22 protein-coding genes, 3 tRNA genes and 1 pseudogene are annotated in these 23,259 nt (G+C 37.8%); 12 read left to right on the forward strand and 14 right to left on the reverse strand.

Annotation, left to right across the window (positions count from 1 at the left end; all coding sequences use genetic code 11):
* Positions 1-4 precede the first annotated feature (4 nt).
* The 7 genes and pseudogenes from ABWU87_RS02895 to purU all read right to left on the reverse strand — a co-directional run bounded on the left by ABWU87_RS02895 (position 5) and on the right by purU (position 5,750).
* Positions 5-1,324: an aspartate kinase gene (locus tag ABWU87_RS02895; protein ID WP_353333110.1), complete on the reverse strand. Its 1,320-nt coding sequence runs from the start codon at positions 1,322-1,324 to the stop codon at positions 5-7.
* Between the two features lie 24 nt (positions 1,325-1,348).
* Positions 1,349-2,140, reverse strand: coding sequence for a cell division ATP-binding protein FtsE (locus ABWU87_RS02900; RefSeq protein ID WP_353333112.1), 792 nt, complete (start codon positions 2,138-2,140; stop codon positions 1,349-1,351).
* A 12-nt stretch (positions 2,141-2,152) separates the two neighbouring features.
* Positions 2,153-2,767 (reverse strand): annotated as a pseudogene (gene hisIE / locus ABWU87_RS02905) (bifunctional phosphoribosyl-AMP cyclohydrolase/phosphoribosyl-ATP diphosphatase HisIE); the annotation flags it as partial.
* 16 nt (positions 2,768-2,783) lie between these two features.
* Positions 2,784-3,539 carry an imidazole glycerol phosphate synthase subunit HisF gene (gene hisF / locus ABWU87_RS02910; protein ID WP_353333114.1) on the reverse strand — a complete coding sequence of 252 codons (756 nt, stop codon included), beginning with the start codon at positions 3,537-3,539 and terminating at the stop codon, positions 2,784-2,786.
* Between the two features lie 10 nt (positions 3,540-3,549).
* The gene (gene hisA, locus ABWU87_RS02915; RefSeq protein WP_353333116.1) at positions 3,550-4,269 is read right to left on the reverse strand and encodes a 1-(5-phosphoribosyl)-5-[(5-phosphoribosylamino)methylideneamino]imidazole-4-carboxamide isomerase; all 720 of its coding nucleotides are present in this window, start codon (positions 4,267-4,269) and stop codon (positions 3,550-3,552) included.
* Positions 4,270-4,281: 12 nt separating this feature from the next.
* Complete coding sequence (gene hisH / locus ABWU87_RS02920) at positions 4,282-4,878, reverse strand: imidazole glycerol phosphate synthase subunit HisH (RefSeq protein WP_353333118.1); 597 nt, start codon at positions 4,876-4,878, stop codon at positions 4,282-4,284.
* Positions 4,879-4,883: 5 nt separating this feature from the next.
* A complete protein-coding gene (gene purU / locus ABWU87_RS02925; RefSeq protein ID WP_353333120.1) occupies positions 4,884-5,750 on the reverse strand; it encodes a formyltetrahydrofolate deformylase in 867 nt (288 codons plus the stop codon).
* 243 nt (positions 5,751-5,993) lie between these two features.
* Here purU and ABWU87_RS02930 point away from each other — a divergent pair.
* The 4 genes from ABWU87_RS02930 to ABWU87_RS02945 all read left to right on the forward strand — a co-directional run bounded on the left by ABWU87_RS02930 (position 5,994) and on the right by ABWU87_RS02945 (position 9,871).
* Positions 5,994-6,067: transfer RNA gene (locus tag ABWU87_RS02930), tRNA-Asp, on the forward strand.
* A 329-nt stretch (positions 6,068-6,396) separates the two neighbouring features.
* Positions 6,397-6,470, forward strand: a tRNA-Asp gene (locus ABWU87_RS02935).
* A 93-nt stretch (positions 6,471-6,563) separates the two neighbouring features.
* Positions 6,564-8,555 carry an SUMF1/EgtB/PvdO family nonheme iron enzyme gene (locus tag ABWU87_RS02940; RefSeq protein WP_434533900.1) on the forward strand — a complete coding sequence of 664 codons (1,992 nt, stop codon included), beginning with the start codon at positions 6,564-6,566 and terminating at the stop codon, positions 8,553-8,555.
* A gap of 347 nt (positions 8,556-8,902) precedes the next feature.
* On the forward strand, positions 8,903-9,871 hold the full coding sequence (locus ABWU87_RS02945) for a type I phosphomannose isomerase catalytic subunit (protein ID WP_353333122.1): 969 nt from the start codon (positions 8,903-8,905) through the stop codon (positions 9,869-9,871).
* 75 nt (positions 9,872-9,946) lie between these two features.
* Here ABWU87_RS02945 and ABWU87_RS02950 read toward each other — a convergent pair whose 3' ends face one another.
* The 5 genes from ABWU87_RS02950 to ABWU87_RS02970 all read right to left on the reverse strand — a co-directional run bounded on the left by ABWU87_RS02950 (position 9,947) and on the right by ABWU87_RS02970 (position 13,673).
* On the reverse strand, positions 9,947-11,368 hold the full coding sequence (locus tag ABWU87_RS02950) for an alkaline phosphatase (protein WP_353333124.1): 1,422 nt from the start codon (positions 11,366-11,368) through the stop codon (positions 9,947-9,949).
* Positions 11,369-11,444: 76 nt separating this feature from the next.
* Positions 11,445-11,708 carry a hypothetical protein gene (locus tag ABWU87_RS02955; protein ID WP_353333126.1) on the reverse strand — a complete coding sequence of 88 codons (264 nt, stop codon included), beginning with the start codon at positions 11,706-11,708 and terminating at the stop codon, positions 11,445-11,447.
* 3 nt (positions 11,709-11,711) lie between these two features.
* Positions 11,712-12,074 (reverse strand): phage holin family protein, encoded by a 363-nt coding sequence (locus ABWU87_RS02960; protein WP_353333128.1) that lies wholly within the window; start codon positions 12,072-12,074, stop codon positions 11,712-11,714.
* Positions 12,075-12,091: 17 nt separating this feature from the next.
* On the reverse strand, positions 12,092-12,301 hold the full coding sequence (locus ABWU87_RS02965; RefSeq protein WP_353333130.1) for a YtxH domain-containing protein: 210 nt from the start codon (positions 12,299-12,301) through the stop codon (positions 12,092-12,094).
* A gap of 109 nt (positions 12,302-12,410) precedes the next feature.
* Positions 12,411-13,673 (reverse strand): DEAD/DEAH box helicase, encoded by a 1,263-nt coding sequence (locus ABWU87_RS02970; protein ID WP_353333131.1) that lies wholly within the window; start codon positions 13,671-13,673, stop codon positions 12,411-12,413.
* A gap of 269 nt (positions 13,674-13,942) precedes the next feature.
* On the opposite strand from ABWU87_RS02970, the gene ABWU87_RS02975 reads away from it, so the two are divergent.
* The 4 genes from ABWU87_RS02975 to ABWU87_RS02990 are packed head-to-tail and all read left to right on the forward strand — an operon-like array spanning position 13,943 to position 16,062.
* Positions 13,943-14,335: an HU family DNA-binding protein gene (locus tag ABWU87_RS02975; protein ID WP_353333133.1), complete on the forward strand. Its 393-nt coding sequence runs from the start codon at positions 13,943-13,945 to the stop codon at positions 14,333-14,335.
* A gap of 21 nt (positions 14,336-14,356) precedes the next feature.
* Entirely contained in the window at positions 14,357-15,127 is a 771-nt protein-coding gene (locus ABWU87_RS02980) for an SDR family NAD(P)-dependent oxidoreductase (RefSeq protein ID WP_353333135.1), read from the forward strand.
* The gene (locus ABWU87_RS02985) at positions 15,124-15,528 is read left to right on the forward strand and encodes a lipocalin-like domain-containing protein (protein WP_353333137.1); all 405 of its coding nucleotides are present in this window, start codon (positions 15,124-15,126) and stop codon (positions 15,526-15,528) included. The genes ABWU87_RS02980 and ABWU87_RS02985 overlap by 4 nt, the downstream gene beginning before the upstream one ends.
* 33 nt (positions 15,529-15,561) lie before the next feature.
* On the forward strand, positions 15,562-16,062 hold the full coding sequence (locus ABWU87_RS02990) for an SPOR domain-containing protein (RefSeq protein ID WP_353333139.1): 501 nt from the start codon (positions 15,562-15,564) through the stop codon (positions 16,060-16,062).
* 360 nt (positions 16,063-16,422) lie between these two features.
* On the opposite strand, the gene ABWU87_RS02995 is transcribed toward ABWU87_RS02990, so the two are convergent.
* Positions 16,423-16,510 (reverse strand) — tRNA-Ser (locus tag ABWU87_RS02995).
* 113 nt (positions 16,511-16,623) lie between these two features.
* A complete protein-coding gene (locus ABWU87_RS03000; RefSeq protein WP_353333141.1) occupies positions 16,624-17,754 on the reverse strand; it encodes an OmpA family protein in 1,131 nt (376 codons plus the stop codon).
* Between the two features lie 208 nt (positions 17,755-17,962).
* Here ABWU87_RS03000 and ruvX point away from each other — a divergent pair, with 208 nt between their 5' ends.
* The 4 genes from ruvX (at position 17,963) to thrS (ending at position 23,256) form a co-directional block, all read left to right on the forward strand.
* Positions 17,963-18,376, forward strand: coding sequence for a Holliday junction resolvase RuvX (gene ruvX / locus ABWU87_RS03005; protein WP_353333143.1), 414 nt, complete (start codon positions 17,963-17,965; stop codon positions 18,374-18,376).
* A gap of 43 nt (positions 18,377-18,419) precedes the next feature.
* Positions 18,420-18,974: a peptide deformylase gene (def, locus tag ABWU87_RS03010; protein WP_353333145.1), complete on the forward strand. Its 555-nt coding sequence runs from the start codon at positions 18,420-18,422 to the stop codon at positions 18,972-18,974.
* A 266-nt stretch (positions 18,975-19,240) separates the two neighbouring features.
* Positions 19,241-21,238, forward strand: a complete 1,998-nt coding sequence (locus tag ABWU87_RS03015) for a tetratricopeptide repeat protein (protein ID WP_353333147.1) — start codon at positions 19,241-19,243, stop codon at positions 21,236-21,238.
* Between the two features lie 77 nt (positions 21,239-21,315).
* Positions 21,316-23,256 (forward strand): threonine--tRNA ligase, encoded by a 1,941-nt coding sequence (gene thrS / locus ABWU87_RS03020; protein WP_353333149.1) that lies wholly within the window; start codon positions 21,316-21,318, stop codon positions 23,254-23,256.
* The last annotated feature ends 3 nt before the right edge of the window (positions 23,257-23,259 follow it).

Genomic DNA, 23,259 nt, shown 5'->3' on the forward strand with positions numbered 1-23,259 from the left:
TCTCTTATTTGTTATTAAACAGTAGATCGCTAAGTGACTGCAAAGCAGCTTTTTTGTCTGATTCCTTGATGAGAAACGAAATATTGTAATTGCTCCCACCATAAGAAATCATACGAACAGGAATATTGCGCATTGCATCAAGTGCAATTGCCTCGAATCCTACATTTTCCCATTTTAAGTCACCCACAACACAGATAATACACATATCCTGATCAACTGTTACAGTACCATATTTCTTCAGGTCGTCCAGAATTTCGGGTAAATGTTTTGTGTTGTCGATTGAAACTGAAACTCCTACTTCAGAAGTACACACCATGTCGATAGAAGTCTGGTAGCTTTCGAATATTTCGAACACCTTTCTAAGGAATCCGTGTGCCAATAGCATGCGGCTTGATTTGATCTTGATAGCAGTGATATTATCTTTTGCAGCAACGGCCTTGATTTTATCTTTTTCTGTTTCGTTTGAGATAAGCGTACCTGGAGCTGTTGGTTCCATGGTGTTTAGCAGACGAACCGGAATATTTGCATATTTTGCCGGCTGAACACATGTAGGGTGAAGAATCTTTGCACCAAAATAAGCCAATTCGGCTGCTTCTTCAAAATGAAGCTGGCGAACCGGAGCTGTTTTGTCAACAATGCGAGGATCGTTGTTGTGAAGTCCGTCGATATCTGTCCAGATCTGAATCTCGGCAGCATTTACGGCAGCACCAATCAATGAAGCGGTATAGTCGCTACCACCACGTTGTAGGTTATCAATTTCACCATAAGCATTGCGGCAGATGAATCCTTGAGTGATGTAAATTTCAGCATCAGGATAAAGCTCTAACTGAACCGCAAGCTTTTCTTTGATGTATTTAGGGTCTGGTTCAGCGTTTTTGTCTGTACGCATAAACTCGAGTGCCGGAAGTAAAACCGATTTTACGCCACATTCGCAAAGGTAGTTGTTTACCATTGCAGTGGAAATCAGTTCTCCCTGTGCAAGAACCACTTTCTCTTCGAAGAGTGTAAACAGATCTTTGGTGTAAGAACGAATGTAATCAAAATGTGATTTAATGATTTCCAGCCCTTTCTGTTTATACTCATCTGTAGAATAGAGCTCATCAACATGTTTTTTATATTTCTTTTCTAATTCGTTGATGATTTCATTGGCACCATCAGGATTCTTTTTGTATAAGTAATCCGAAATTTCGACTAATGTGTTTGTTGTGCCCGACATCGCTGAAAGCACTACAATCTTCTTTTCACCATCGGTAATTAATTTGGCAACCTCTTTCATCCGTTCGGCAGAACCAACGGAAGTACCTCCAAACTTTAAAACTTTCATCTTCTTTACACTGTTAAATTGTTATTATTCATTGTCCGCCTCTTCTTCACTTACAAATTCGGCTTGTGAGTAAGTCGTCTCTAATGCTGACTCATTTATCTCATGTTCTTCTTTGTTCAGAGATCTTGTTTCATTATAAAATTCATGAGTAGCATCCTGTAATTCATTATTTTTGCATTTGAAAACTAAACCCGGAAATTCTTTCACTAATTGTGTATTATGAGTTGTCATGATTACAGAGGCTCCATTGCGGCTGATGTTGTGAAGCAGCTCAACAATTTTTCGTCCCGTTTCTGCATCTAAATTACCGGTTGGTTCATCGGCTAGTATTATGGAAGGAGAGTTTAATATTGCTCTTGCAATAACAATGCGTTGTTGTTCTCCTCCAGATAGCTCATTAGGGAATCTATCCTCTTTATTTGTCATCCCAACCTGCTCAAGTACTTCATCAATGCGGTTTTTTATTTCCTGTTTATCTTTCCATCCAGTGGCACGTAATACAAATTCTAAATTTCCATTGACCGTACGGTCTGTCAACAGCTGAAAATCCTGAAAAATGATTCCAAGTTTTCTTCTGAGTTGTGGAATATTCTTTCGCTTTATAGACTTTATATTACTTCCTAATACCTCTGCTTCCCCTGAAGCGATACTCAATTCTCCATAAATAGTCTTCAGTAAGCTGGTTTTACCTGTTCCTACTTTCCCTATTATATATAAAAAATCACCAGCATTCACTTGCATGTTCACATTTCTAAGTAAACAAGCATCCTGTTGGGCAATTTCTACATTCAGATAGTTAATGAGTGGTTCGCTCATACTTATATATTTTTATTCTTTATGTCTTTTCTTAAGTTCTCTTGCCAGATCCTCAATCCGATATCCTTTTGAGGTAAGAAGTACAATCAGGTGATAAATTAAATCCGATGCTTCATATATAAAGCCATCCTTAGTACCGTTTGTAGCTTCAATAACTGTTTCAACAGCTTCCTCACCAACCTTCTGAGCCATACGGTTTACTCCCGATTTGAATAATGAGGTGGTGTATGACTTTTCAGGCATCTCATCGTAACGTTTGCAGATGAAATCCTGCAGATACTTAAGAAACATGATGTCTTCCGTGTTATCTTCATTCCAGCATGTGTCCGAACCGGTGTGGCATACAGGACCTACAGGGTTTACTTTTATCAGTAATGTATCTTTGTCACAATCTTCTTTTATGGATACGACATTGAGAAAGTTTCCGCTTTCTTCACCTTTGGTCCAAAGTCTGTTTTTGGTTCTACTGAAGAAAGTTACCTTTCCTGTTGCCAGCGTTTTTTCATAAGCATCTTTGTTCATGAATCCAAGCATCAGCACTTTTGAGGTGTAGTTATCTTGTATAATTGCCGGAATTAATCCGTCCATTTTATTAAAATCTAAATCCATGATATTATATATTTGTAATTCATTGTTTTTCTTGTCATTTCCTGACTACTATTCCTTGTGCGCAAAGATACTCTTTTAATTCGGAAATTTTGATTTCTCCGAAATGAAAAACGCTTGCCGCCAATGCCGCATCCGATTTTCCTTGAGTGAAAGTGTCTTTAAAGTGTTCCATTTTTCCTGCTCCACCTGATGCGATGATCGGGATGGGTAATGATTCGGAGAGAAGAGCAAGGGTTTCATTTGCATATCCATTCTTCACACCGTCATGATTCATACTGGTGAACAAGATTTCGCCGGCACCACGATCGGCAGCTTCTTTTGCCCATGAAATAAGCTCTTTGTCTGTTTCAATCCGTCCTCCGTTCAAGTAGCATTTCCAAAGATTGTTTTCTTGTTTTGCGTCGATTGCCACAACACATACCTGAGAACCGAAATGTTTGGCGATATCATTTATCAATTGCGGGTTACGGATAGCTGATGAGTTGATGGAAACCTTGTCAGCTCCTGCGTTTAACAAGCGATCTACATCCTGCAACTCATTAATTCCTCCACCCACAGTGAAAGGAATGCTGATGTTTGCAGCAACCCTTTTTACAAGGTCTGTAAATGTTTTACGACCTTCGTGACTGGCTGTAATATCTAGAAATACAAGCTCATCGGCTCCTTGTTCGCTGTAGGCACGTCCAAGTTCCACCGGGTCGCCCGCTTCCCGTAAATTAACAAAGTTGGTGCCCTTTACGGTTGTTCCGTTTTTTATATCCAGGCAAGGTATTATTCTTTTTGCTAACATCTTTGTTGTTTTATAAAAAAATCTTCAGGTCCTTCAGTTGTATTCTCCCTTCGTAGAGGGCTTTGCCGAAAATAACAGCCGGAACTTTTGCTTCATCCAGTTTGATAATGTCGTCTATATTGCTGACACCACCGCTTGCAATCAGGTAGGTGGAAGGATACTCTTCCAGGATTTCCTGATAAAGCCCGATTGACGGTCCCTGCAGCATGCCATCGCATTCAATGTCTGTGCAGATAACCTTTTTGATACCTTTTTCAATGTAATTTCCAAGGAATGGCATTAGGTCCACTTCTGTTCCTTCTTTCCATCCATTGACTGCAATTTTTTTGTTTTTTACATCGGCTCCAAGAATAATCTTCTCGCTTCCGTAACGTTCAATCCATTGGGTGAAGATTTCCGGCTCCTTTACTGCGATGCTTCCTCCGGTAATCATTTGTGCTCCGCTTTCAAATGCGATTTTTAAATCCTCGTCACTTTTAATGCCGCCGCCAAAATCGATAACCAGAGATGTAGACGTTGCAATCTTCTCCAGGATACGGTAGTTTACTATATGATGAGATTTCGCACCATCCAGGTCTACCACATGAAGTCGTCTGATGCCGGCTGCTTCAAATTCCTTTGCAACCTCCAGCGGATTCTCATTATATACTTTCTTGCTGTCATAGTCACCTTTGGACAGTCTGACGCATTTCCCTTCGATAATATCTATTGCAGGAATAATTTCAATCATTTTCTACTATTATTATAGTGGTAAGTTGATGAAGTTTTCTAATATGCGCTCTCCAACTTTTCCGCTCTTTTCCGGATGGAACTGAGTTGCATAGAAATTGTCTTTCTGGAGTGCCGCGCTGAATGGCTGGATGTAATTTGTTGTAGCCACAGTAAATTCGTTTGTTGGTACATAGAAGCTGTGTACAAAGTATACAAATTCATCCTTTGTGAATCCTTTGAAAAGGTCTCCTTTTAAATCGCCAATTGTATTCCATCCCATGTGAGGCACCTTGTCTTCGTGTTTAGTTGGAACGAAGCGCTTTACAGGGGTGGGGAAGATGTTTAGGCAGTCAACCTCACCCTCTTCCGAGTAATTGCACATGAGCTGCATTCCCAGGCAAATGCCCAGCACAGGTTGTTTTAAATCAACAATTAGCTTATCCAGTCCCGATTCCTTGAGGTACTGCATGGTTGTGGCAGCTTCGCCAACTCCGGGGAAGATAACCTTGTCGGCTTGCATTAATGCATCTTTTTCTGCGGTTACAATAGCATTTACCCCTAAACGACGTAAAGCGTAATCAACCGAGTAGATGTTTCCTGCATTATATTTTACGATAGCTATATTCATTTTTATTAGCTGAAAATTACAGTCTTGTTTTTGTAAGCCAGGACTTTACGCTCGATGTGTTTCTGGACTGCTCTTGAAAGAACAATTTTTTCTAGGTCTTTTCCTTTGTTTACCAAATCCTCAACAGTATCCTTATGAGTGATGCGAACTACATCTTGCTCAATAATCGGACCTGCATCCAGTTCTGTAGTTACATAGTGACTTGTTGCACCAATAATCTTAACTCCTCTTTCGAAGGCTGCATGATAAGGTTTTGCACCAACAAAAGCCGGAAGGAAAGAGTGGTGAATATTAATGATACGATCAGGATATTTACTAATCATATTTTCTGAGATCACTTGCATATATCTTGCCAGCACGATGAAATTAATTTTGTGCTTTGCCAGTAATTCCATTTCTTTAGCCTCTTGTTCCATTTTATTTTCTTTGGTAATGGGAAATAGATAGAACGGAATTCCGAATTTTTCGGCAACATGTTGCAAATCTGGGTGATTACTTACAATAAGTGGAATCTCCACATCCCATTCGCCATTAGTGTAACGGGCAAGCATATCGAAGAGGCAATGAGACATCTTTGAAACAAAGATAGCCATGCGAGGTTTGATGTCAGAAAAGTACAAACGGAAACTCATGCTATATTTTTGGCCGTAAAGAGTCTCGAAATAATCTTCTATTTTTTCTCTAGGAATCAAGAAATCGTCAAGTTCCCATTCTATTCTCATAAAGAAAATATCTTCAGAACGATCTACATGTTGATCCAGATAAACAATATTTCCTTTATTTATGGTAATGAAATTGGTTACTGCAGCAAGAATCCCTGGCTGATCCGGGCAGTGGAGCAATAACTTTGCGGTATTTTTATTTTCTTTCATCCTAATATATCATTAATTGCCTGTATGAGTTCGCAAAAATAACGAATTATTGCCAAAATATGAATTATTATAGCAAGAAGTTTAATTTAAATCTTATTGATTGTCACATAGTACATAGAAAAGAGACATCTTCATGAACAATTTATAATTTAAATCAGCTTTTTTTCAACAACTATTTGCAAGTATGAAATAAATGTCTACCTTTGCATCCGCAATCGAGGGAGATAGCGATAAAAGAATTCTGGTGCGTTAGTTCAGTTGGTTAGAATACATGCCTGTCACGCATGGGGTCACGGGTTCGAGTCCCGTACGCACCGCAGTATAAAAGTTCTGTAGAAGTTATCTGCAGGACTTTTTTTTATTTCTACTTAGTACGTTTATAAATTTCTTCATATTACTTTAAGTGTATCTTTTCGGCAAGGAGGTGTATTGTTCTTTGTGTTGATAAGTGCTTTAATTTTAAGCTTGTAGATAATGATGGAAAGATAAATTCATAATCGGATAAATATAAATCAGTATTTACAGGAACGGATAAGATGGTGTAATGCTATTTTTTTTCGCCAAAATTTAACAGAAATGCTTGCAAATTCAAAATTAATATCTACCTTTGCAACCGCAATCGAGAGAGAAAGCAACGAAAGAAATTGGTGCGTTAGTTCAGTTGGTTAGAATACATGCCTGTCACGCATGGGGTCACGGGTTCGAGTCCCGTACGCACCGCAATATTTTAAAGTCCTGCAGGAATAAATTCTGCAGGACTTTTTCTTTTTTCAGTGTTCAATGTATATATTTGTCTATATATGTCAGATTGATATGAAAAACATTCAAAAAGTAGTTGCCTATTTATTAGGCACCTTTCTTTTTCCCGTTTCTATGATGGGACAATCAGAAGAGGTAATTCCGTTGGTAACGATCCCAGCTGGAGTATTTTATATGGGAGGAGCCGCGGAGGGTGAGGATTTTGATGAGGCACCTATTCATCAAGTGGTGCTGACCTCCTCATTCAAGATGGGGAAAACAGAGGTGACCAATGCTCAATATGAGGCTTTTTGTCCTGAACACCGTGCACTTCGTGGTAAGAATGGACTTTCTAAAGAAGATGATGAAGCAGTTATCTTTGTGAGTTATTACGATGCTGTTGCTTTTTGTGAATGGCTAAGCCGGAAAGAAGGTAAAATATATCGTCTGCCCACTGAGGCAGAATGGGAATATGCATGCCGTGCCGGTAGCTATTATCCTTTTTCTATGGGAGATGAACTTCCCTCGAATTATCAAAAGAACCAGAGAGTCGTGAGAAATTATGCTCCAGTTTCTTTAAAGGTAGCTCAAACGCCTCCAAATACATTTGGTCTTTATGATATGCATGGTAATGTGGAAGAATGGTGCCAGGATTGGTATGGTCCTTATTCTTCAGAAAAGCAGATGGATCCTGTGGGGCAAAGTAATGGGTGTTTTCGTGTTACTCGGGGTGGAAGTCATAATACTCCCGAGAAGTTTTTGCGTAGTAGCAACCGCATGGCTATGATTCCTGAAGATAAGCATGCTCAAACTGGATTCAGAGTTGTTCAGGCTGATTATCCAAAAGGCAAACCTCAGACAATGGAACCATTCGTTTTGAGTAATCAGCAAATTTCACAAAAGATGATTTCTTGGAAAAGAAAGAGTTCGCCGTCACTGTTTATACCCCCGATCCCTTTTGTAATTCAACCGGATTGTTCTTCTCAAACACCTTTTTATAAACACAATCATCAGCCAGCAATCACCTGGTGTGATAATGGTGACTTATTAGCTATCTGGTTCACTGCAGATAATGAGAACGGACGAGAAATGGTGGTTTTAACTTCTCGATTGCGTGCCGGGGCGAAAGAATGGGAGCCTGCTTCTTTATTTTTTAAGGTTCCTGATAGGAATATGACTGGCTCTGCGTTGTTGAATGATGGATGCGGAACTCTTTATCATCTTAATGGGGTAGAGGCCTCGGGTGACTGGCAGAACTTAATTATGATACAACGTATTAGTAAAGACAACGGAAAAACTTGGAGCTATCCACGCATTATAGCATCTGAACATGCCAAACGTCATCAGGTGATTGCCGGAACAATAAAGACGAAAGAGGGATGGCTCATCCAGCTTTGCGATGCAGGTCCTGGCGGACAAGATAGTACAGCAATTCATGTGAGTAGGGATGGAGGAGAAAACTGGAGTGATATGGGTGGATCAATTGCCGGTATTCATGCAGGGATAGTTCAACTTAAAGATGGAAAATTGTTGGCATTTGGCAGAAATAATAATATTCCGGATTCAACAGGACAGTTGCGAATGCCGATGAGTATCTCTGATAATATGGGAAAGAGTTGGCGTTATTTCGCTTCGGAATTTCCTCCAATTGATGGCGGACAGCGATTGATACTTAAGCGACTAAACGAAGGTCCGATTCTGTTGGTCTCATTTACGGACCATCCCTTGAGAACTCCCAAGAATGAACGAGGGATAATTTTTAAAGATGATGAGGGGAAAGAATACAGAGGTTATGGCATGTATGCTGCACTTTCTTATGATGAAGGGAAAACTTGGCCGGTGAAAAAGTTGATTACCGATTGTAATTATCGCTTTTTGAACGGTGGTGGATGGACACAATTCTTTGAAATGGATGCTACTCACGCAGAGCCTCGTGGGTATCTGGCCGCGACCCAAACACCAGACAATGTGATTCATCTACTTACCAGTAGATTGCATTATCGCTTTAATCTTGCTTGGCTTGAAGAACCGATTTCAGGACGATATATTCATGAAAAAAATCATTGATCTCTCTGAATCGCAAAATAATTTATAGTCGATTAAGGAATGTCCATATTTTTTTTGGCTTTTTGTTCCTATATAATCTCACAACCAACTCTCAATTCTAGGTTTTTAAAAATATTTTTTTTGTAGGCTTATGGCTTTTCTTTTGATAAATGATCTTTTCTTGTGAATAAAGAAGTATCAGTAATACTAAAAAATTACAAGCGTTGAAATGTAGATATGTAAAATTGTATACTGAGATTAATTATTTAAATAAATGATGTTTTCATAAATTAATTGTATCCTAAAATTGGTGTAAAATTAATATTTTTGTATGTTTGTTGCGTATAACCCATTTATATAACATAAAAATGTATCCATTCAAGTTTAAACCCATCCTTAAACAAACAATATGGGGTGGTGATAAAATTATTCCTTTCAAGCATCTATCTGAAGAGATGCCTAATGTTGGTGAGAGCTGGGAACTTTCTGGCGTGGCAGACAACGAATCTGAAGTTATTAACGGTGAATTCAAAGGGATGACCTTGGGGCAGTTGGTAAGAAGGTTTCGTGCAGAGTTGGTAGGAGAGAGCAATTATGCTCGCTTTAATTCTACATTCCCTTTATTAGTTAAATTCATTGATGCAAAACAAGATCTTTCGATTCAGGTTCATCCTTCCGATGTGCTGGCAAAGAAACGTCACAATTCGATGGGGAAAACAGAGATGTGGTACGTTGTTGATGCCGATCCTGGAGCAAAACTTCGTTCCGGTTTCTCCCAAGAAATCACTCCCAAGGAATATAAGGAAAGAATAATGAATTCTACAATCACCGAAGTATTACAGGAGTATCCTATAAGTAAAGGTGATGTATTTTTTCTTCCTGCCGGCCGTATTCATAGTATTGGTGCGGGAGCCTTTATTGCGGAAATTCAGCAAACATCTGATATCACATATCGCATCTTCGATTTTGATAGAAAAGATTCTAACGGTAAAACCAGAGAATTACATACTGAATTAGCTAAGGATGCTATTGATTATGAGGTGTTCGATGACTACCGCACTCATTACGAGCAGGTGAAAGATGAACCTGTAGAATTAGTTGCCTGTCCTTATTTTACTACTTCTCTTTATGATATGACCGAAACAATTTCGTGTGATTATTCTGAACTAGACTCTTTTGTTGTATTAATTGGTTTAGAAGGTAGTTGTAAGGTGATTGACAATGAAGGGAATGAAGTTCAGCTTCAGGCTGGCGAAACAGTTTTGTTGCCTGCTTCAACGATGGATATTACCATTATACCTGATGGAAACGCTAAGTTACTTGAGACGTACGTATAGTATATAGCATACAAAAAAGAAGAGAGGAACCAGTTGATTGGTTTCTCTCTTCTTTTCTTATTTCAAATCAGTTGCTTAATATTTAGCCGCCTGTGCTATTTTCTTTGGTATATCTGTGTTTTCTAATTTTCCAGAGAAAAGCTCAGCTCCTGCACCTATTGCATATACCGGAACATATCCAGCCGAGTGTCCACCGCTTGTCCAGCCCACCATTGCGATATCGTTGAGGATCTTTTTAGCGAGCGCAGCCATCGGCTCATCTTTAAAATATTCACTCTGTGTCAGTTTTACGTCTTTTGCTAGGAAGGAACGAATATATTCTTCTTTTAGTAGCTGCTCCTGTGCATCAGTTAAGTTTACTTTCTCCCAGAAACCCATATACTCCTTGAGTAAATCCTTAATGTCATTCCAAGTTACATTGTTTTGCTTTTCTTTTCTCAATTGATTAATTTTAGCCGAGAGTCCTACCTGCGAAACCTTCTGGTTGGCTAGTGCTTTTAAATTTAATTCGTATTTCCCGGTTCCCAATGCAATTCCTCCTGTTTCATGGTCCGCAGTGATCACAATAAGTGTTTCATTGGGATGTTTCAGATAGAAATTGTATGCAATTTGCACTGCATCAGCCATATCTTTTACTTCATTAAAAGCGGTTGCAGCATCATTACTATGAGAAGCCCAGTCAATCATTCCACCTTCTACCATTAAGAAAAAACCTTTTTTATTATCTTTATTCAAAAAGCTTATTGCACTTTCGGTAATCTGACTCAGTGTAAGGTCGCCTGGTTTTCTGTCAATTGCATAAGGGATGTTCGACATGTTGGAGCCGTCTTTTTGCATCAGTATCATTTTGGAGACTTTTGAGCTTTTCGCTTTAAAATCCTCGTATCCTTTAGCTATTGTATAATTGGATTCTTTAAATAATGTATAGATGCTTGGTGCATTTTTATCTTTTGAATTTTGAGGTTTTAAAAAACCTGCACCTGCATAAAAGTCAAATCCGGTTTTTGGAAGATCGGTTGCTATTTCGTAATACATATTTCTATCTGGCTGATGTGCATAAAAACATGCAGGTGTTGCATGGTCAATGCTTACGCTGGTAGTAATCCCCACTTTTTTTCCTGCTTTTTTTGCTTTTACTGCTACGCTATAAAGAGAAGATTTTCTTAAACTGTCCATTCCAATGGTTCCATTTTTGGTCTTTACTCCTGTAGCAAGAGCTGTTCCGGCAGCAGCCGAACAAGTTACCGAGTTATATACCGAGTAAGTTGATGCAAAGGTGGTATACGGGAACCTAGAGAAATTTAACGGAGATACTCCGATTTTTCCTTCTTTCTCAGCAATGAACATTTCAGTTCCATTTACCTGATTTACTCCCATTCCATCTCCAATAAAAAAGAAGACATACTTAGCTGTTTTTGATTGTGCACGACATTCAGTTTGCACGAATATCAATCCGGCAAAAACGATGAATGCCAAAAGATACATTTTTGGTTTCATGCTGTTTTATTTTAATGTTTATCAAAATTTAGATATTATTGATTGTCTGAGGTTTAATTTCATAGTACAAAAATATCTATTTTTTGTGGAAGAACTTGCGGAATTTAGTGATTAATTTAAAACCTAAAAATATTCCATTGACAACATTTATACCAGTTGTAAAATGATTTAAAAAAGATTTCCCGGAAGTAGCATGAATAATAGGAGTGAAAATATCTGAAGATATTTCAGATATTTTCTCTTTTTGAAGAATTATATTCTGTTTGGTTTCAATTCTTTTCTGAATAATTTCTTCTAGTGTTATTTTTTGCTCGGTTGATGTATAGGGAGTTATTTTCATTTGTTATTTATTTAAATCTTGAATGAAAAGATTTGTTAGGAATCGAACCAATGGATTGGCAATCAGTTTATTGCGAAATACTACAAGGCAAATGATGATTAATATAGTGATGCCAGCTATAATACAGAAACTTAGAGCTAGTCCTCCAACCAATGGCTCGAGAAGATAAGCCAGAGAAAAGAGTAAATAAAATAAAGTCACCATACCCAAGATAATCAGAATAAAGATCATTATTAGTGTAGAAAGCAGAATCGTTAATTTTTCCACTAGCTGCAATTTGGCGTAATCTTTTTGTAATGTTACGTACTCTTTGATCTCAGCAATCAATTGTCTGATATTATCTATCGTATTTTTATCTGTGGACATGGTGACTTGTTTTTTAATTATTCGGAACCCTCAACACTCATTTCTGAAGCAATTTCATCAACAAGTGTATTCATTTCGCTGCGGCTCAGTTTAATGCCTTTCTTACGAAGTATTTCAGCGATTTTGTTCCTTGTGTCTTCACCTTTTTCCGGAGCAAATAATAAACCCAATGCAGCTCCAATGGCTGCACCGCCTAATAAGGCAGCAATAACACTTAAATTCTTCATAGATATTGTTTTTTAATGTGGTTTTATGACTTGTCTAGTATAAGTTTAGATAAGTTTTCTTCAGTTTAAACAACTATATCTACTATAAAGTTTTATTGAAAGCAAAAAATTATTTCTTATCTTTATTTGAATTCACTTTTTGTCTTCTCCAGAAATCACCATTGCCTTTATTGCCCCTATATTTTTTATTTTCTTTTGCTTTGGCTTTCATCTCTTCTTTTTTCTCCCCGATGGCCACAGTTGTTTCAGTTGAGATAAAAGGATGATTGTTTACAACGGGAATTGATTGTCCGGTTAACTTTTGAATATCTTTTAAATACGGCAATTCTTCCGGTTCGCAGAAAGAGATTGCTATTCCTTCGTTCCCTGCTCTACCTGTACGGCCAATACGGTGAACATAAGTTTCAGGAACATTTGGAAGTTCGTAGTTTATTACGTGAGACAACAAATCAACGTCTATCCCACGGGCTGCAATGTCTGTAGCAATCAGTACACGTAGGGTATGATCTTTAAACGTTGTTAGGGCTCGTTGCCGTGCATTCTGCGATTTATTCCCATGAATTGCAGCGGCTTCTATACCCTCTTTTATCAATAATTTGGCCAGTTTGTCTGCTCCATGTTTGGTGCGTGTAAAGACAAGAACCGATTCAATCGCGGGATTCTTTAACAAATGAATCAGCAGTTTTTTCTTGTCGCTTTTACCTACGAAGTATACACTCTGCTGAATAACTTCTGCAGTTGAAGAAACCGGAGTGACTTCGACTTTCTCTGGTTTTGACAAAATAGTACTTGCCAATTTCGATATTTCAGGCGGCATAGTTGCCGAGAAAAAAAGCGTTTGTCTTGTTTTAGGCAGTAATGGTAATATTCTTTTTATATCGTGAATAAAACCCATGTCGAGCATTCGGTCTGCTTCATCGAGAACAAAATATTCCAGACTTTTTAATGAAATAAATCCCTGATTTATCAAATCAAGCAATCTTCCCGGAGTAGCAATCAATACATCGATTCCTCTTTTCAAAGCGTCAGTTTGAGGTTTTTGGGGAACACCTCCAAATATAACGGTGTGCCTCACACCGGTAAATCGCCCATAAGACGTAAAGCTTTCGTCGATCTGAATAGCTAGTTCACGTGTGGGCGTAAGAACCAGTGCTTTGATTCCTTTGTTTTTTTCCGATTTATATAACTTTTGCAGAATTGGAATTGAGAAAGCTGCAGTTTTACCTGTTCCGGTCTGTGCACAGCCTAACAAATCTTTGCCTTGAAGTACGATTGGAATGGATTGTTCTTGGATAGGAGTAGGAGATGTATATCCCTCTTTTTGTAACGCCTTTAAAATAGGTGCTATTAAGTCTAATTGTTCAAATGTCATTTAATAAAATTGAAATAGCCTCGCGGCTGATGTGTATTTATAAGGCAAAGATACGCTAAAGCATTCGGCTCTATCGGATAATTATTAAATCGTTAAGATAATTTAACCTACAACTTAATTTATAATATTTTTAGATATAATATATTTGCTCTACTTCTTTTTATAAAATAGTCTAGTATTAATTTTAAAATGCTCTAAACCTTTTATAAAAAAGAGCTAGACCATTTCATTTAATATCTTTGAAGTATTCACTAAAATAATTAGTTTATATGAGCATTCAGTACAGATTAACGCCCATGCGCGATAATATTAGTAGGACCCCTAAACAAGGATTCTATGCACAAGTAGTTACCAAAGGCACTATTGATACACGGGAGTTGTGTAAGGTGATTTCTGAAAAGTGTTCTCTGAATGTAGCTGATATGAAAGCGGCCATCGAGGCTCTTGCGCAGGCCATTGAAGATAAGCTCCAGGATGGCTATAATGTTAGTATTGATGAGCTGGGGACTTTTTCTGTTTCTGCCGAGTCGCGAACCGTTTTGGATAGTGAAGATATTAGAGGACAATCGGTTAGAGTGAAAAATATAAATTTTCGTCCGTCCGTAAGATTAAAGACAACTATGAAAACTTCTAAATTCGAACGGGTGCAAGGTAAGAAATAACTTATATATAAATAGGTAGAAATGAAAAATAGAATTATCTTTATAACCGGATCGACTAGTGGTATAGGAGAGGGGTGTGCACGGAAGTTCGCCTCAAAAGGGTCTGATATAATACTTAACGGACGCAACGAGGAAAAAGTGCTCCAGTTAAAGAGTGAGTTGGAGAAGAAGTATGGAATTGAAGTGCTTCCTTTGGTGTTTGATGTTCGCGACAGGAATGCCGTGATTGAAGCATTGTCATCTCTGAAAGGCAAATGGAAAGCAATTGATGTGCTAATCAATAATGCAGGACTTGTTTTTGGGGTAGATAAAGAATTTCAAGGAGACCTGGATGAGTGGGATGTGATGATTGATACTAATATCCGTGGGTTGCTCTCAATGACCAGATTAGTTACCCCTGGAATGGTGGAACGCGGCAGAGGACACATAATCAACATTGGCTCTATTGCAGGTGATGCTGCTTATCCCGGAGGAAGTGTTTATTGTGCAACTAAAGCTGCGGTTAAAGCGTTGTCTGATGGATTGCGAATTGACTTGGTAGATACACCTTTGCGGGTTACGAATATTAAGCCGGGAATGGTTGAAACTAATTTTTCGGTTGTTCGTTTCAGGGGAGATAAAGTAAAGGCTGATAATTTTTATAAAGGTATTAAACCTTTGACAGGAGACGATGTGGCTGAAACAATTTATTTTGCGGCTTCTGCTCCTGCACATATTCAGCTTGCCGAGATATTGATAATGCCAACAAATCAAGCTACTGGTACAATATCCTATAAAAAAACTGAAGCATGAGGAAGGTGCTGAACATATTCTTTTTTACGCTGTTGATAACTTTAAGTGCAGCATGTAATGATGATAATTGTCGTTTGGAAAACAAATGGCAGCTTAGAGAGTATGTTCATACAAATGGAATAGTGCAGCGGGAAGATAGTGTGTTTTATAATTTTATGGACGGTTCATTTTCGGCCATTTGTGTGCTTCCGGATGGAAAGTTTGAAACCTATTTTGGGAATTACGTTTATCAGGGAGATGATATTTCGATTACTCTGTTGCCCGAGTATACCTCGAAAATAGCTTATAACCGCTATCTTGGTTGGGACAATGGTAGCAGAAAATTTCAGGTGGAAAAACTATCATCTACGGCTTTGCAATTAAACTATAACGGAGAAAAATCAATTTTCAGAAAATATTAAACTGAAATTATTAATTAAAACAGAGAATAAATTATGAAAAAATTAGCAGTATTAGGAATGGGTTTATGCGTTGTACTTGCATTTACTTCATGTAAATCTGGTGAAAGTGCCTATAAAAAAGCGTATGAAAAGGCAAAACAACAAGAGCTTGCCGAGCCTAAAGTGTCTGAACCGGTAGAGGTGGCTCCAGTTTCGGATGTTCCATTAGTGGAGAAAAAGAAACCGGCGGCATCTTCAACAGAAGCTGTTCGTCAAGAAAGACTGACTGTTCAAGGAAATGGTACATTAAAAGAATATAGCGTAGTATGCGGAAGCTTTCAGACGAAAGCCAATGCAGAAGCTCTGCAAGAAGATATGGTAAAAGCTGGATATAATTCTGTTATTGCTTTGAACCCTGATACTAACATGTATCGTGTTATTATCAGTACATTCGATGATTATTCTTCTGCTGTATCAGCTAAGAACGCTTTCAAGGCAAAATATCCAAGTCGCAAAGATTTTCAAGGAGCTTGGATTTTACGTAGAGTATTTTGATAAATCTTTTATAGCATAGATTATTTCTATGTTAAAGGCAGAAGCTGTGAAGTTTCTGCCTTTTGTGTTTATAATGCGTTATGTGTAGTTCTTTCTAAAAAGTTCAAAAATCTACTTTATCTTAAGAAATGAGCTGGTAGGAATATCTCAAAAACATGTGGTAGTATATATAGAAGTAATTCAATTTTAATAATTGTGAAATGGTATTTATATCATAATATTGATAAAAATGCCTAGTCTTGGCGAAATTTCTATTATGATATTGATTATCTCAAGCATAACAGTACATATAATGGTTATGGAACTGGTTATAAATATAAAAAAACAGAGACTTATTTAGGTCTCTGTTTTTATTATTTGCGGAAGATGAGGGATTCAAACCCCCGGTACGGATAAACCGTACAGCGGATTTCGAGTCCGCCCCGATCGTTCACTCTGGCAATCTTCCTTTGCTAGCAAATGTACTATTAATTTGTTTTTGTTGTACTCTTAAAGCGGTTTTTTATAAAAAAAGTGGGTACAATCATTCTCAGATGTACCCACTTCGTGTTTTGCTTATATTTATTTGGTTCGGAAAATCACTATTCGGTTCCAGGCATTTTTGTTAGGATACGGTTGCACTCTGTCTCCATTGTTTATAATGTTAAACCGCTCTGGAGATATTCCGTATTTTGTTGTTAAGGCTTTCGCTACAGCAGCCGAGCGCCTTTCTGACAGTTTCTGGTTGTATGCCGGATTTCCCGTTTTTGCATCGCAGTGACTAAGGATGGTAACATGTGCTTCAGGGTTGTTTTTTAGGTATTGTGCTACATTATACAAATTGATTTCCTGTCCGGGGTCGATAACAGACTTATCAAGCCGGAAGTAGATGATAGCACTCCACGGAATTTCTTTATCAACAGGTACCTCTTTGATTACAGGTTCTGCTGCCTTCTTGTTCTTTTCGCAACAATCCTTGTATTCTGCAATTAACACCTTTTGCCTGTTAATCTCTTCCCGCTGCCTGTTTATTTCATCATTGAGTGATTTTACCAGAGATGGGTCAATCACCTCAACGAGCTCAAATCCTCTTTTATTGAATCGGTAAGTTATTCCGGCCAAAACGTTAATATATCCATCGTATTTGCTGTTTTCTCTCCAACCGTTAAAGTTGTCATCAAGCAAATTTCCATTGATTTCAATATTCAGACTGAATGCCTTATTTAATCTGAAATCTCCTTGGAATCCAACTCTTGGTGCAAAGTAATTTGCCCTTCCTACATTATGGTTAAGATCTTTATAGGTGTGAACGCAGCCTAGTCCAAGAATACCAATAAAATTGAAAAATCTGTTTTCTTTGTAATTCATGAATATATTAGTCAAATTAAACAGACCATCAATGTTTCCAGCTAAATAATTAACGTGGTAAATATTGTCGTAGCGTTCTGTATTCGATTGCCAGCCGTTTACCTGCATTCTTATTCCGGCAAAAGGAGTGAAGTTTTTTCCAATTGATAATGCAGCATGAGGAGAGAGAATTTTAAACATAGAAGCTTCTCTATGATTCTCACAGAAAGAGTAAGATGTACCTAGCTGTCCTTGTATAAACCAATTGTCCCAGAAATTATATTGTTTCATGGCTTTTTCCTTTTCCTGGGCAGCGCAGGTGAGAGTTGCCAATGCTGCGAAAAATAATAATAATAACTTGTTCATTTTGTACTAAATTTAAGGTAGGCACGTAAAGGTGTCTGTTTCATCGTTTTTTAATTTCCATATCTACCTCGAAGGTGTATTGTTCCAGTTTCTAAGAGAAACTCTTAATTCTTACAACTTATATTCATAATTAAAACACTTTTTATTGTTTTTTGTTTAGGTATGGTTTACAATAAATAATTAATGTTGTATTTTTGCATACTGAATTATGGGAAGAATTTTAGCACTTGATTATGGAAGAAAGCGGACAGGCGTTGCTATAACGGATGTTTTGCAAATAATAGCGAATGGTTTGGCAACTGTCCCAAGTCATAAGTTACCTGAGTTCTTGCAGCAATATGTTGCAAAAGAACCGGTTGATTTGATTCTGATAGGCCTTCCCAAACAGATGAATAATGAATTATCTGAAAGCATGAAATATATTAAGCCTTTTGTTCAACGCTTGAAGAAGATACTTCCAAATATTCCGGTGGAGTATGTCGATGAACGCTTCACTTCCGTTTTAGCTCATCGCACAATGTTAGAGGCTGGACTGAAGAAAAAGGATAGGCAGAACAAAGAACTGGTTGACGAAATCAGTGCAACAATTATATTGCAATCGTATCTGGAGAGCAGAAGATAATCAATTAATAGAAATCTATTAGTAAATATAATATTTTAAAATAATGATTTTACCTATTTATGTATATGGACAGCCTGTTTTAAGGAAAGTGGCAGAGGATATTACTCCTGATTACCCCAACTTAAAAGAGCTGATTGAAAATATGTTCGCTACAATGGAAAGGGCAGACGGTGTAGGACTTGCAGCTCCGCAAATTGGGCTTTCTATTCGAGTGGTAGTAATTGACCTGGACATTCTTTCAGAAGAGAAACCAGAATACAAAGATTTCCGGAAAGCATATATAAACGCTCACATTATCGAAACAGAAGGTGAAGTGGTTTCAATGGAAGAAGGATGTCTTAGTCTTCCGGGAATACATGAACCTGTAAACAGAATGAGCAAAATTCATGTAAAGTACATGGATGAGAATTTTGTTGAACACGATGAATATGTAGAAGGATACCTTGCTCGCGTAATGCAGCACGAATTTGAACACCTGGAAGGTCGGCTATTTATTGATAACCTCTCTCCATTGCGTAAACAGATGATTAAAGGTAAATTGAATGCAATGTTAAAAGGCAAGGCCAGGTGCTCATACAAAGTGAAAACGATTAAGTAACTCTGAATATTTAAAATCGATTTTTAGTTAAAGACGCACTTTTTTATTGAAAAATAAGAAGTGCGTTTTTTTATATAAATCCGCTTCAGAGATGATTTTCTAGAATAATTTCGAGAGAAATCTGTTTTGGGGTTTCTTCCTGCTGTTTTTCAGAATATACTGTTAGCATAAATGAAAATACTCCTTGAATTTTTAAAAAAAAGTTATATAGGTTGTTTCTTCATCCGAAATCATTAATTTTGCTTCTTCCTTAGATGAATATATAAATGATAAAGAAAATTATAATAAGCCTTTTGTTATTACCAGCAGCCGTATGTGCGCAAATAAATACTGATCGTGTAATGGCAAATGGTCGTAATGCATTATATTTTGAAGAATACGTTCTTTCAATTCAGTACTTCAATCAGGTAGCAAGCGCTAAACCTTACTTGTATGAGCCCTATTTTTTCAGAGCACTAGCTAAATTGAACCTTGATGATTATCAGGGGGCCGAAGCTGATTGCTCCCTGTCAATTGATCGGAATCCGTTTGTGTCTGATACTTATCAAGTCAGAGGATTAGCACGTATTAAACAAGGAAAATATGAAGGTGCGATCGAAGACTATACCAAGATGCTGAGTTATGACCCCGAAAATATCGGTGCCTTACATAATCTGGCACTCTGTAAAATATCGAAAGGCGATTATGATGAAGCCGATAAAGACCTATCAACAATTTTAAATCTTTCACCTCAATATACTCAGGCTTATTTGATGAAGGCCGATGTTGCATTAAAGCAGAAGGATACAGTCCGGGCTATGAAGAATTATGACCTGGCTCTTAATATTGATAAGTATGATTCCGGTATCTGGTCGTCACGCGCCGCAATAAAGCTTCAACAAGGTAAATATAAAGATGCTGAAGCAGATTATGATCAGGCTATTCATCTAAAGAACAGAAACGCCGGAGATTATATTAACAGGGCTTTGTCTCGTTTTCATCAAACAAACCTACGAGGGGCAATGGATGATTATGATGCCGCACTCGATATAGACCCGAATAATTTTATAGGCCACTATAACCGCGGACTTTTGCGGGCACAGCTGGGAGATGATAACAGGGCTATTGATGACTTTGACTTTGTGATTAAAATGGAGCCTGACAATATGATGGCAATTTTTAACCGTGGAATTCTGCGTAATCAGACGGGAGATTATCGAGGAGCAATTAAAGATTATTCCACCGTGATAAAAGAATATCCTGAATTTCTTGCCGGATATTATAACCGAGCTATTGCCAAACGGAAGATTGGAGATACTAAAGGGGCAGATATGGACGAATTTAAAGTGCTGAAAGCACAGTTGGACAAGAAATATGGTTCGAAAGGTAAAAAGAACGTTAAATCTGACAAAACCCGTAAGAAGTCTGATAAGGATATGGAAAATTACAGCAAAATTGTTGTTGCAGATGATACGGAATCAGAACCAAAATATAAAAATGAATATCGTGGAAAAGTGCAGGATCGAAATGTTGAGATAAAGCTTGAGCCGATGTTTGCCTTAACATATTATGAAAAAGTAAGTGAAATTAAACGTAATCTGAAATATCACAAGTATATTGATGATTTGAGCAATTCGGGGTCAATGCCTAAAAGGTTGATAATTACAAATATGGAAGCCCCGCTTGATGAGATGCAGATTAAGACTCATTTTGCCTCTATTAATGAACGAACGTCAGAAATATCAAAACACCCTAAAGATGCGAAGAAATACTTTGCTCGATCATTGGATTACTATATGGTACAAGATTTTGCGGGCGCAATTTCTGATCTGACACAGGCGATTCAAAACAACGAATCATTTTTTCCTGCATATTTCAACCGCTCGCTAATTCAATGTAAACAGCTTGAATTTGAAAAGTCGCAAGAACAGAATGAAACCAAAGAAGGCTTAGCATTGAAGAAAGTGGACGTAAGAATGGCCGACTATAACCTTGTGAAATCTGATTTGGACAAGGTGATTCAACTTGCTCCTGATTTTGTATATGCTTATTACAACCGCGCTAACGTTAATTGTATTCTTAAAGATTATGCTTCAGCTATAGAAGATTATAACAAAGCAATTTCTCTGGATCCTAATTTTGCAGAGGCATATTATAACAGGGGATTAACTAATATTTTCTCCGGGCGTAGTAAGGAAGGCATTTTAGATTTAAGCAAGGCAGGCGAATTGGGTATTGTGTCTGCTTATAATGTCATAAAGCGCTTTACAGAACAAAAACACTAATATTTTTTTTGAAAACAGGTGTTTTTTAAAAGAAATAGCTACTTTTGTAAGTCTAAAATGAAAATAAACAAACCATTATGATAAAGATAACATTTCCAGATGGCTCCGTTCGTGAATATAATGAAGGAGTAAATGGTCTGCAAATTGCAGAAAGTATTAGTAGCCGATTGGCGCAGGATGTTGTTGCCTGCGGTGTAAATGGTGAAACATATGATTTAACTCGCCCAATAAATACAGATGCATCCGTAGTTCTTTATAAGTGGGATGATGCAGAAGGAAAGCATGCATTCTGGCACACAAGTGCCCACTTATTGGCTGAAGCACTTCAGGAACTATATCCAGGTATACAGTTCGGTATTGGTCCTGCAATCGAAAACGGATTCTATTATGATGTTGATCCGGGAGAAGCTGTAATTAAAGAAAGTGATCTTCCTGCCATTGAAGCAAAGATGGCCGAACTTGTAGCTAAAAAAGAAGCTGTTGTAAGAACTGAGATTGCAAAAGAGGATGCCTTGAAGATGTTTGGCGAAAGAGGTGAGACATATAAATGTGAGCTTATCTCGGAGTTGGAAGATGGAACCATCACTACTTATACACAAGGAGCTTTCACCGACCTTTGTCGTGGACCTCACTTGATGAATACCGGAGGTATCAAAGCAATTAAGCTGACATCTGTAGCCGGTGCATACTGGAGAGGACGTGAAGACCAGAAGATGCTGACTCGTATCTACGGTATTACTTTCCCCAAAAAGAAATTGCTGGATGAATATATGGCAATGCTTGAAGAGGCAAAGAAGCGAGATCACCGCAAAATTGGAAAAGAAATGGAACTTTTCATGTTCTCTGAAATGGTAGGGAAGGGGCTTCCGATGTGGTTGCCGAAAGGTACTGCACTACGTCTTCGTCTTGAAGATTTCCTAAAGAAAATTCAACGTCGTTTCGGATACCAACAGGTAATGACTCCGCATATTGGTAACAAACACTTGTATGTTACTTCTGGTCACTACGCTAAGTACGGAAAAGATTCATTCCAACCAATTAATACACCTGAAGAAGGGGAAGAATATCTGTTGAAACCGATGAACTGTCCTCACCACTGTGAAATATACAAATGGCAACCACGTTCTTACAAAGATCTTCCTTTGAGATTTGCAGAGTTTGGTACTGTTTATCGTTACGAACAGAGTGGCGAGCTGCACGGGCTAACACGTGTAAGAAGCTTTACCCAGGATGATGCTCATATTTTCTGCCGTCCGGATCAAGTTAAAGATGAATTCTTAAAGGTGATGGATATTATTTTCATCATATTCAAAGCGCTTAACTTTGAGAACTTTGAAGCTCAAATCTCTCTTCGCGATCCAGAGAACCGTGAAAAATATATCGGAAGCGATGATAACTGGGAACGTTCTGAAAGAGCAATTATTGAAGCTTGTGAAGAAAAAGGCCTGAAAGCAAAAGTGGAATTGGGTGAAGCAGCTTTCTATGGACCAAAACTCGATTTTATGGTTCGTGATGCTATTGGTCGTAAATGGCAGCTTGGAACAATTCAGGTTGACTATAACCTGCCCGAAAGATTCAACCTTGAATATACCGGTGCAGATAACCAGAAACATCGTCCGGTTATGATTCACCGTGCACCTTTCGGTTCAATGGAACGTTTCGTTGCTGTACTAATAGAACATACAGGTGGAAAATTCCCATTGTGGCTTACTCCTGATCAAGTTGCTATTCTTCCGATCAGCGAAAAATTCAATGATTATGCAGAAAAAGTGAAGCAGTATCTCGATATGCAAGATATTCGCGCAATTGTTGACGATAGAAATGAAAAAATAGGTCGTAAGATCCGTGATAATGAGATGAAACGTATCCCGTATATGCTTGTTGTCGGTGAAAAAGAGGCTGAAAATGGTGAGGTTGCAGTTAGAAAACAAGGTGAAGGTGATAAAGGAACCATGAAATTTGAAGAATTTGCGAATATTTTGACTGAAGAAGTTCAAAATATGATAAATAAGTGGTAACTT

Source organism: Bacteroides sedimenti, assembly GCF_040365225.1.
Taxonomy (GTDB): domain Bacteria; phylum Bacteroidota; class Bacteroidia; order Bacteroidales; family Bacteroidaceae; genus Bacteroides; species Bacteroides sedimenti.

Excerpts from the sequence above, each read along its gene's own strand:
- ABWU87_RS03015 (WP_353333147.1), top strand. The coding sequence starts at position 19,241 with ATGATAAAGAAAATTATAATAAGCCTTTTGTTATTACCAGCAGCCGTA.
- def (WP_353333145.1), top strand. The coding sequence starts at position 18,420 with ATGATTTTACCTATTTATGTATATGGACAGCCTGTTTTAAGGAAAGTG.
- ABWU87_RS02975 (WP_353333133.1), top strand. The coding sequence starts at position 13,943 with ATGAGCATTCAGTACAGATTAACGCCCATGCGCGATAATATTAGTAGG.
- hisF (WP_353333114.1), bottom strand. The coding sequence starts at position 3,539 with ATGTTAGCAAAAAGAATAATACCTTGCCTGGATATAAAAAACGGAACA.
- ABWU87_RS02960 (WP_353333128.1), bottom strand. The coding sequence starts at position 12,074 with ATGTCCACAGATAAAAATACGATAGATAATATCAGACAATTGATTGCT.
- ruvX (WP_353333143.1), top strand. The coding sequence starts at position 17,963 with ATGGGAAGAATTTTAGCACTTGATTATGGAAGAAAGCGGACAGGCGTT.
- ABWU87_RS02895 (WP_353333110.1), bottom strand. The coding sequence starts at position 1,324 with ATGAAAGTTTTAAAGTTTGGAGGTACTTCCGTTGGTTCTGCCGAACGG.
- ABWU87_RS02945 (WP_353333122.1), top strand. The coding sequence starts at position 8,903 with ATGTATCCATTCAAGTTTAAACCCATCCTTAAACAAACAATATGGGGT.
- purU (WP_353333120.1), bottom strand. The coding sequence starts at position 5,750 with ATGAAAGAAAATAAAAATACCGCAAAGTTATTGCTCCACTGCCCGGAT.
- ABWU87_RS02980 (WP_353333135.1), top strand. The coding sequence starts at position 14,357 with ATGAAAAATAGAATTATCTTTATAACCGGATCGACTAGTGGTATAGGA.
- ABWU87_RS02965 (WP_353333130.1), bottom strand. The coding sequence starts at position 12,301 with ATGAAGAATTTAAGTGTTATTGCTGCCTTATTAGGCGGTGCAGCCATT.
- ABWU87_RS02990 (WP_353333139.1), top strand. The coding sequence starts at position 15,562 with ATGAAAAAATTAGCAGTATTAGGAATGGGTTTATGCGTTGTACTTGCA.
- ABWU87_RS02970 (WP_353333131.1), bottom strand. The coding sequence starts at position 13,673 with ATGACATTTGAACAATTAGACTTAATAGCACCTATTTTAAAGGCGTTA.
- ABWU87_RS02985 (WP_353333137.1), top strand. The coding sequence starts at position 15,124 with ATGAGGAAGGTGCTGAACATATTCTTTTTTACGCTGTTGATAACTTTA.
- hisH (WP_353333118.1), bottom strand. The coding sequence starts at position 4,878 with ATGAATATAGCTATCGTAAAATATAATGCAGGAAACATCTACTCGGTT.
- ABWU87_RS02940 (WP_434533900.1), top strand. The coding sequence starts at position 6,564 with ATGAAAAACATTCAAAAAGTAGTTGCCTATTTATTAGGCACCTTTCTT.
- ABWU87_RS02950 (WP_353333124.1), bottom strand. The coding sequence starts at position 11,368 with ATGAAACCAAAAATGTATCTTTTGGCATTCATCGTTTTTGCCGGATTG.
- ABWU87_RS03000 (WP_353333141.1), bottom strand. The coding sequence starts at position 17,754 with ATGAACAAGTTATTATTATTATTTTTCGCAGCATTGGCAACTCTCACC.
- ABWU87_RS02955 (WP_353333126.1), bottom strand. The coding sequence starts at position 11,708 with ATGAAAATAACTCCCTATACATCAACCGAGCAAAAAATAACACTAGAA.
- hisA (WP_353333116.1), bottom strand. The coding sequence starts at position 4,269 with ATGATTGAAATTATTCCTGCAATAGATATTATCGAAGGGAAATGCGTC.
- thrS (WP_353333149.1), top strand. The coding sequence starts at position 21,316 with ATGATAAAGATAACATTTCCAGATGGCTCCGTTCGTGAATATAATGAA.
- ABWU87_RS02900 (WP_353333112.1), bottom strand. The coding sequence starts at position 2,140 with ATGAGCGAACCACTCATTAACTATCTGAATGTAGAAATTGCCCAACAG.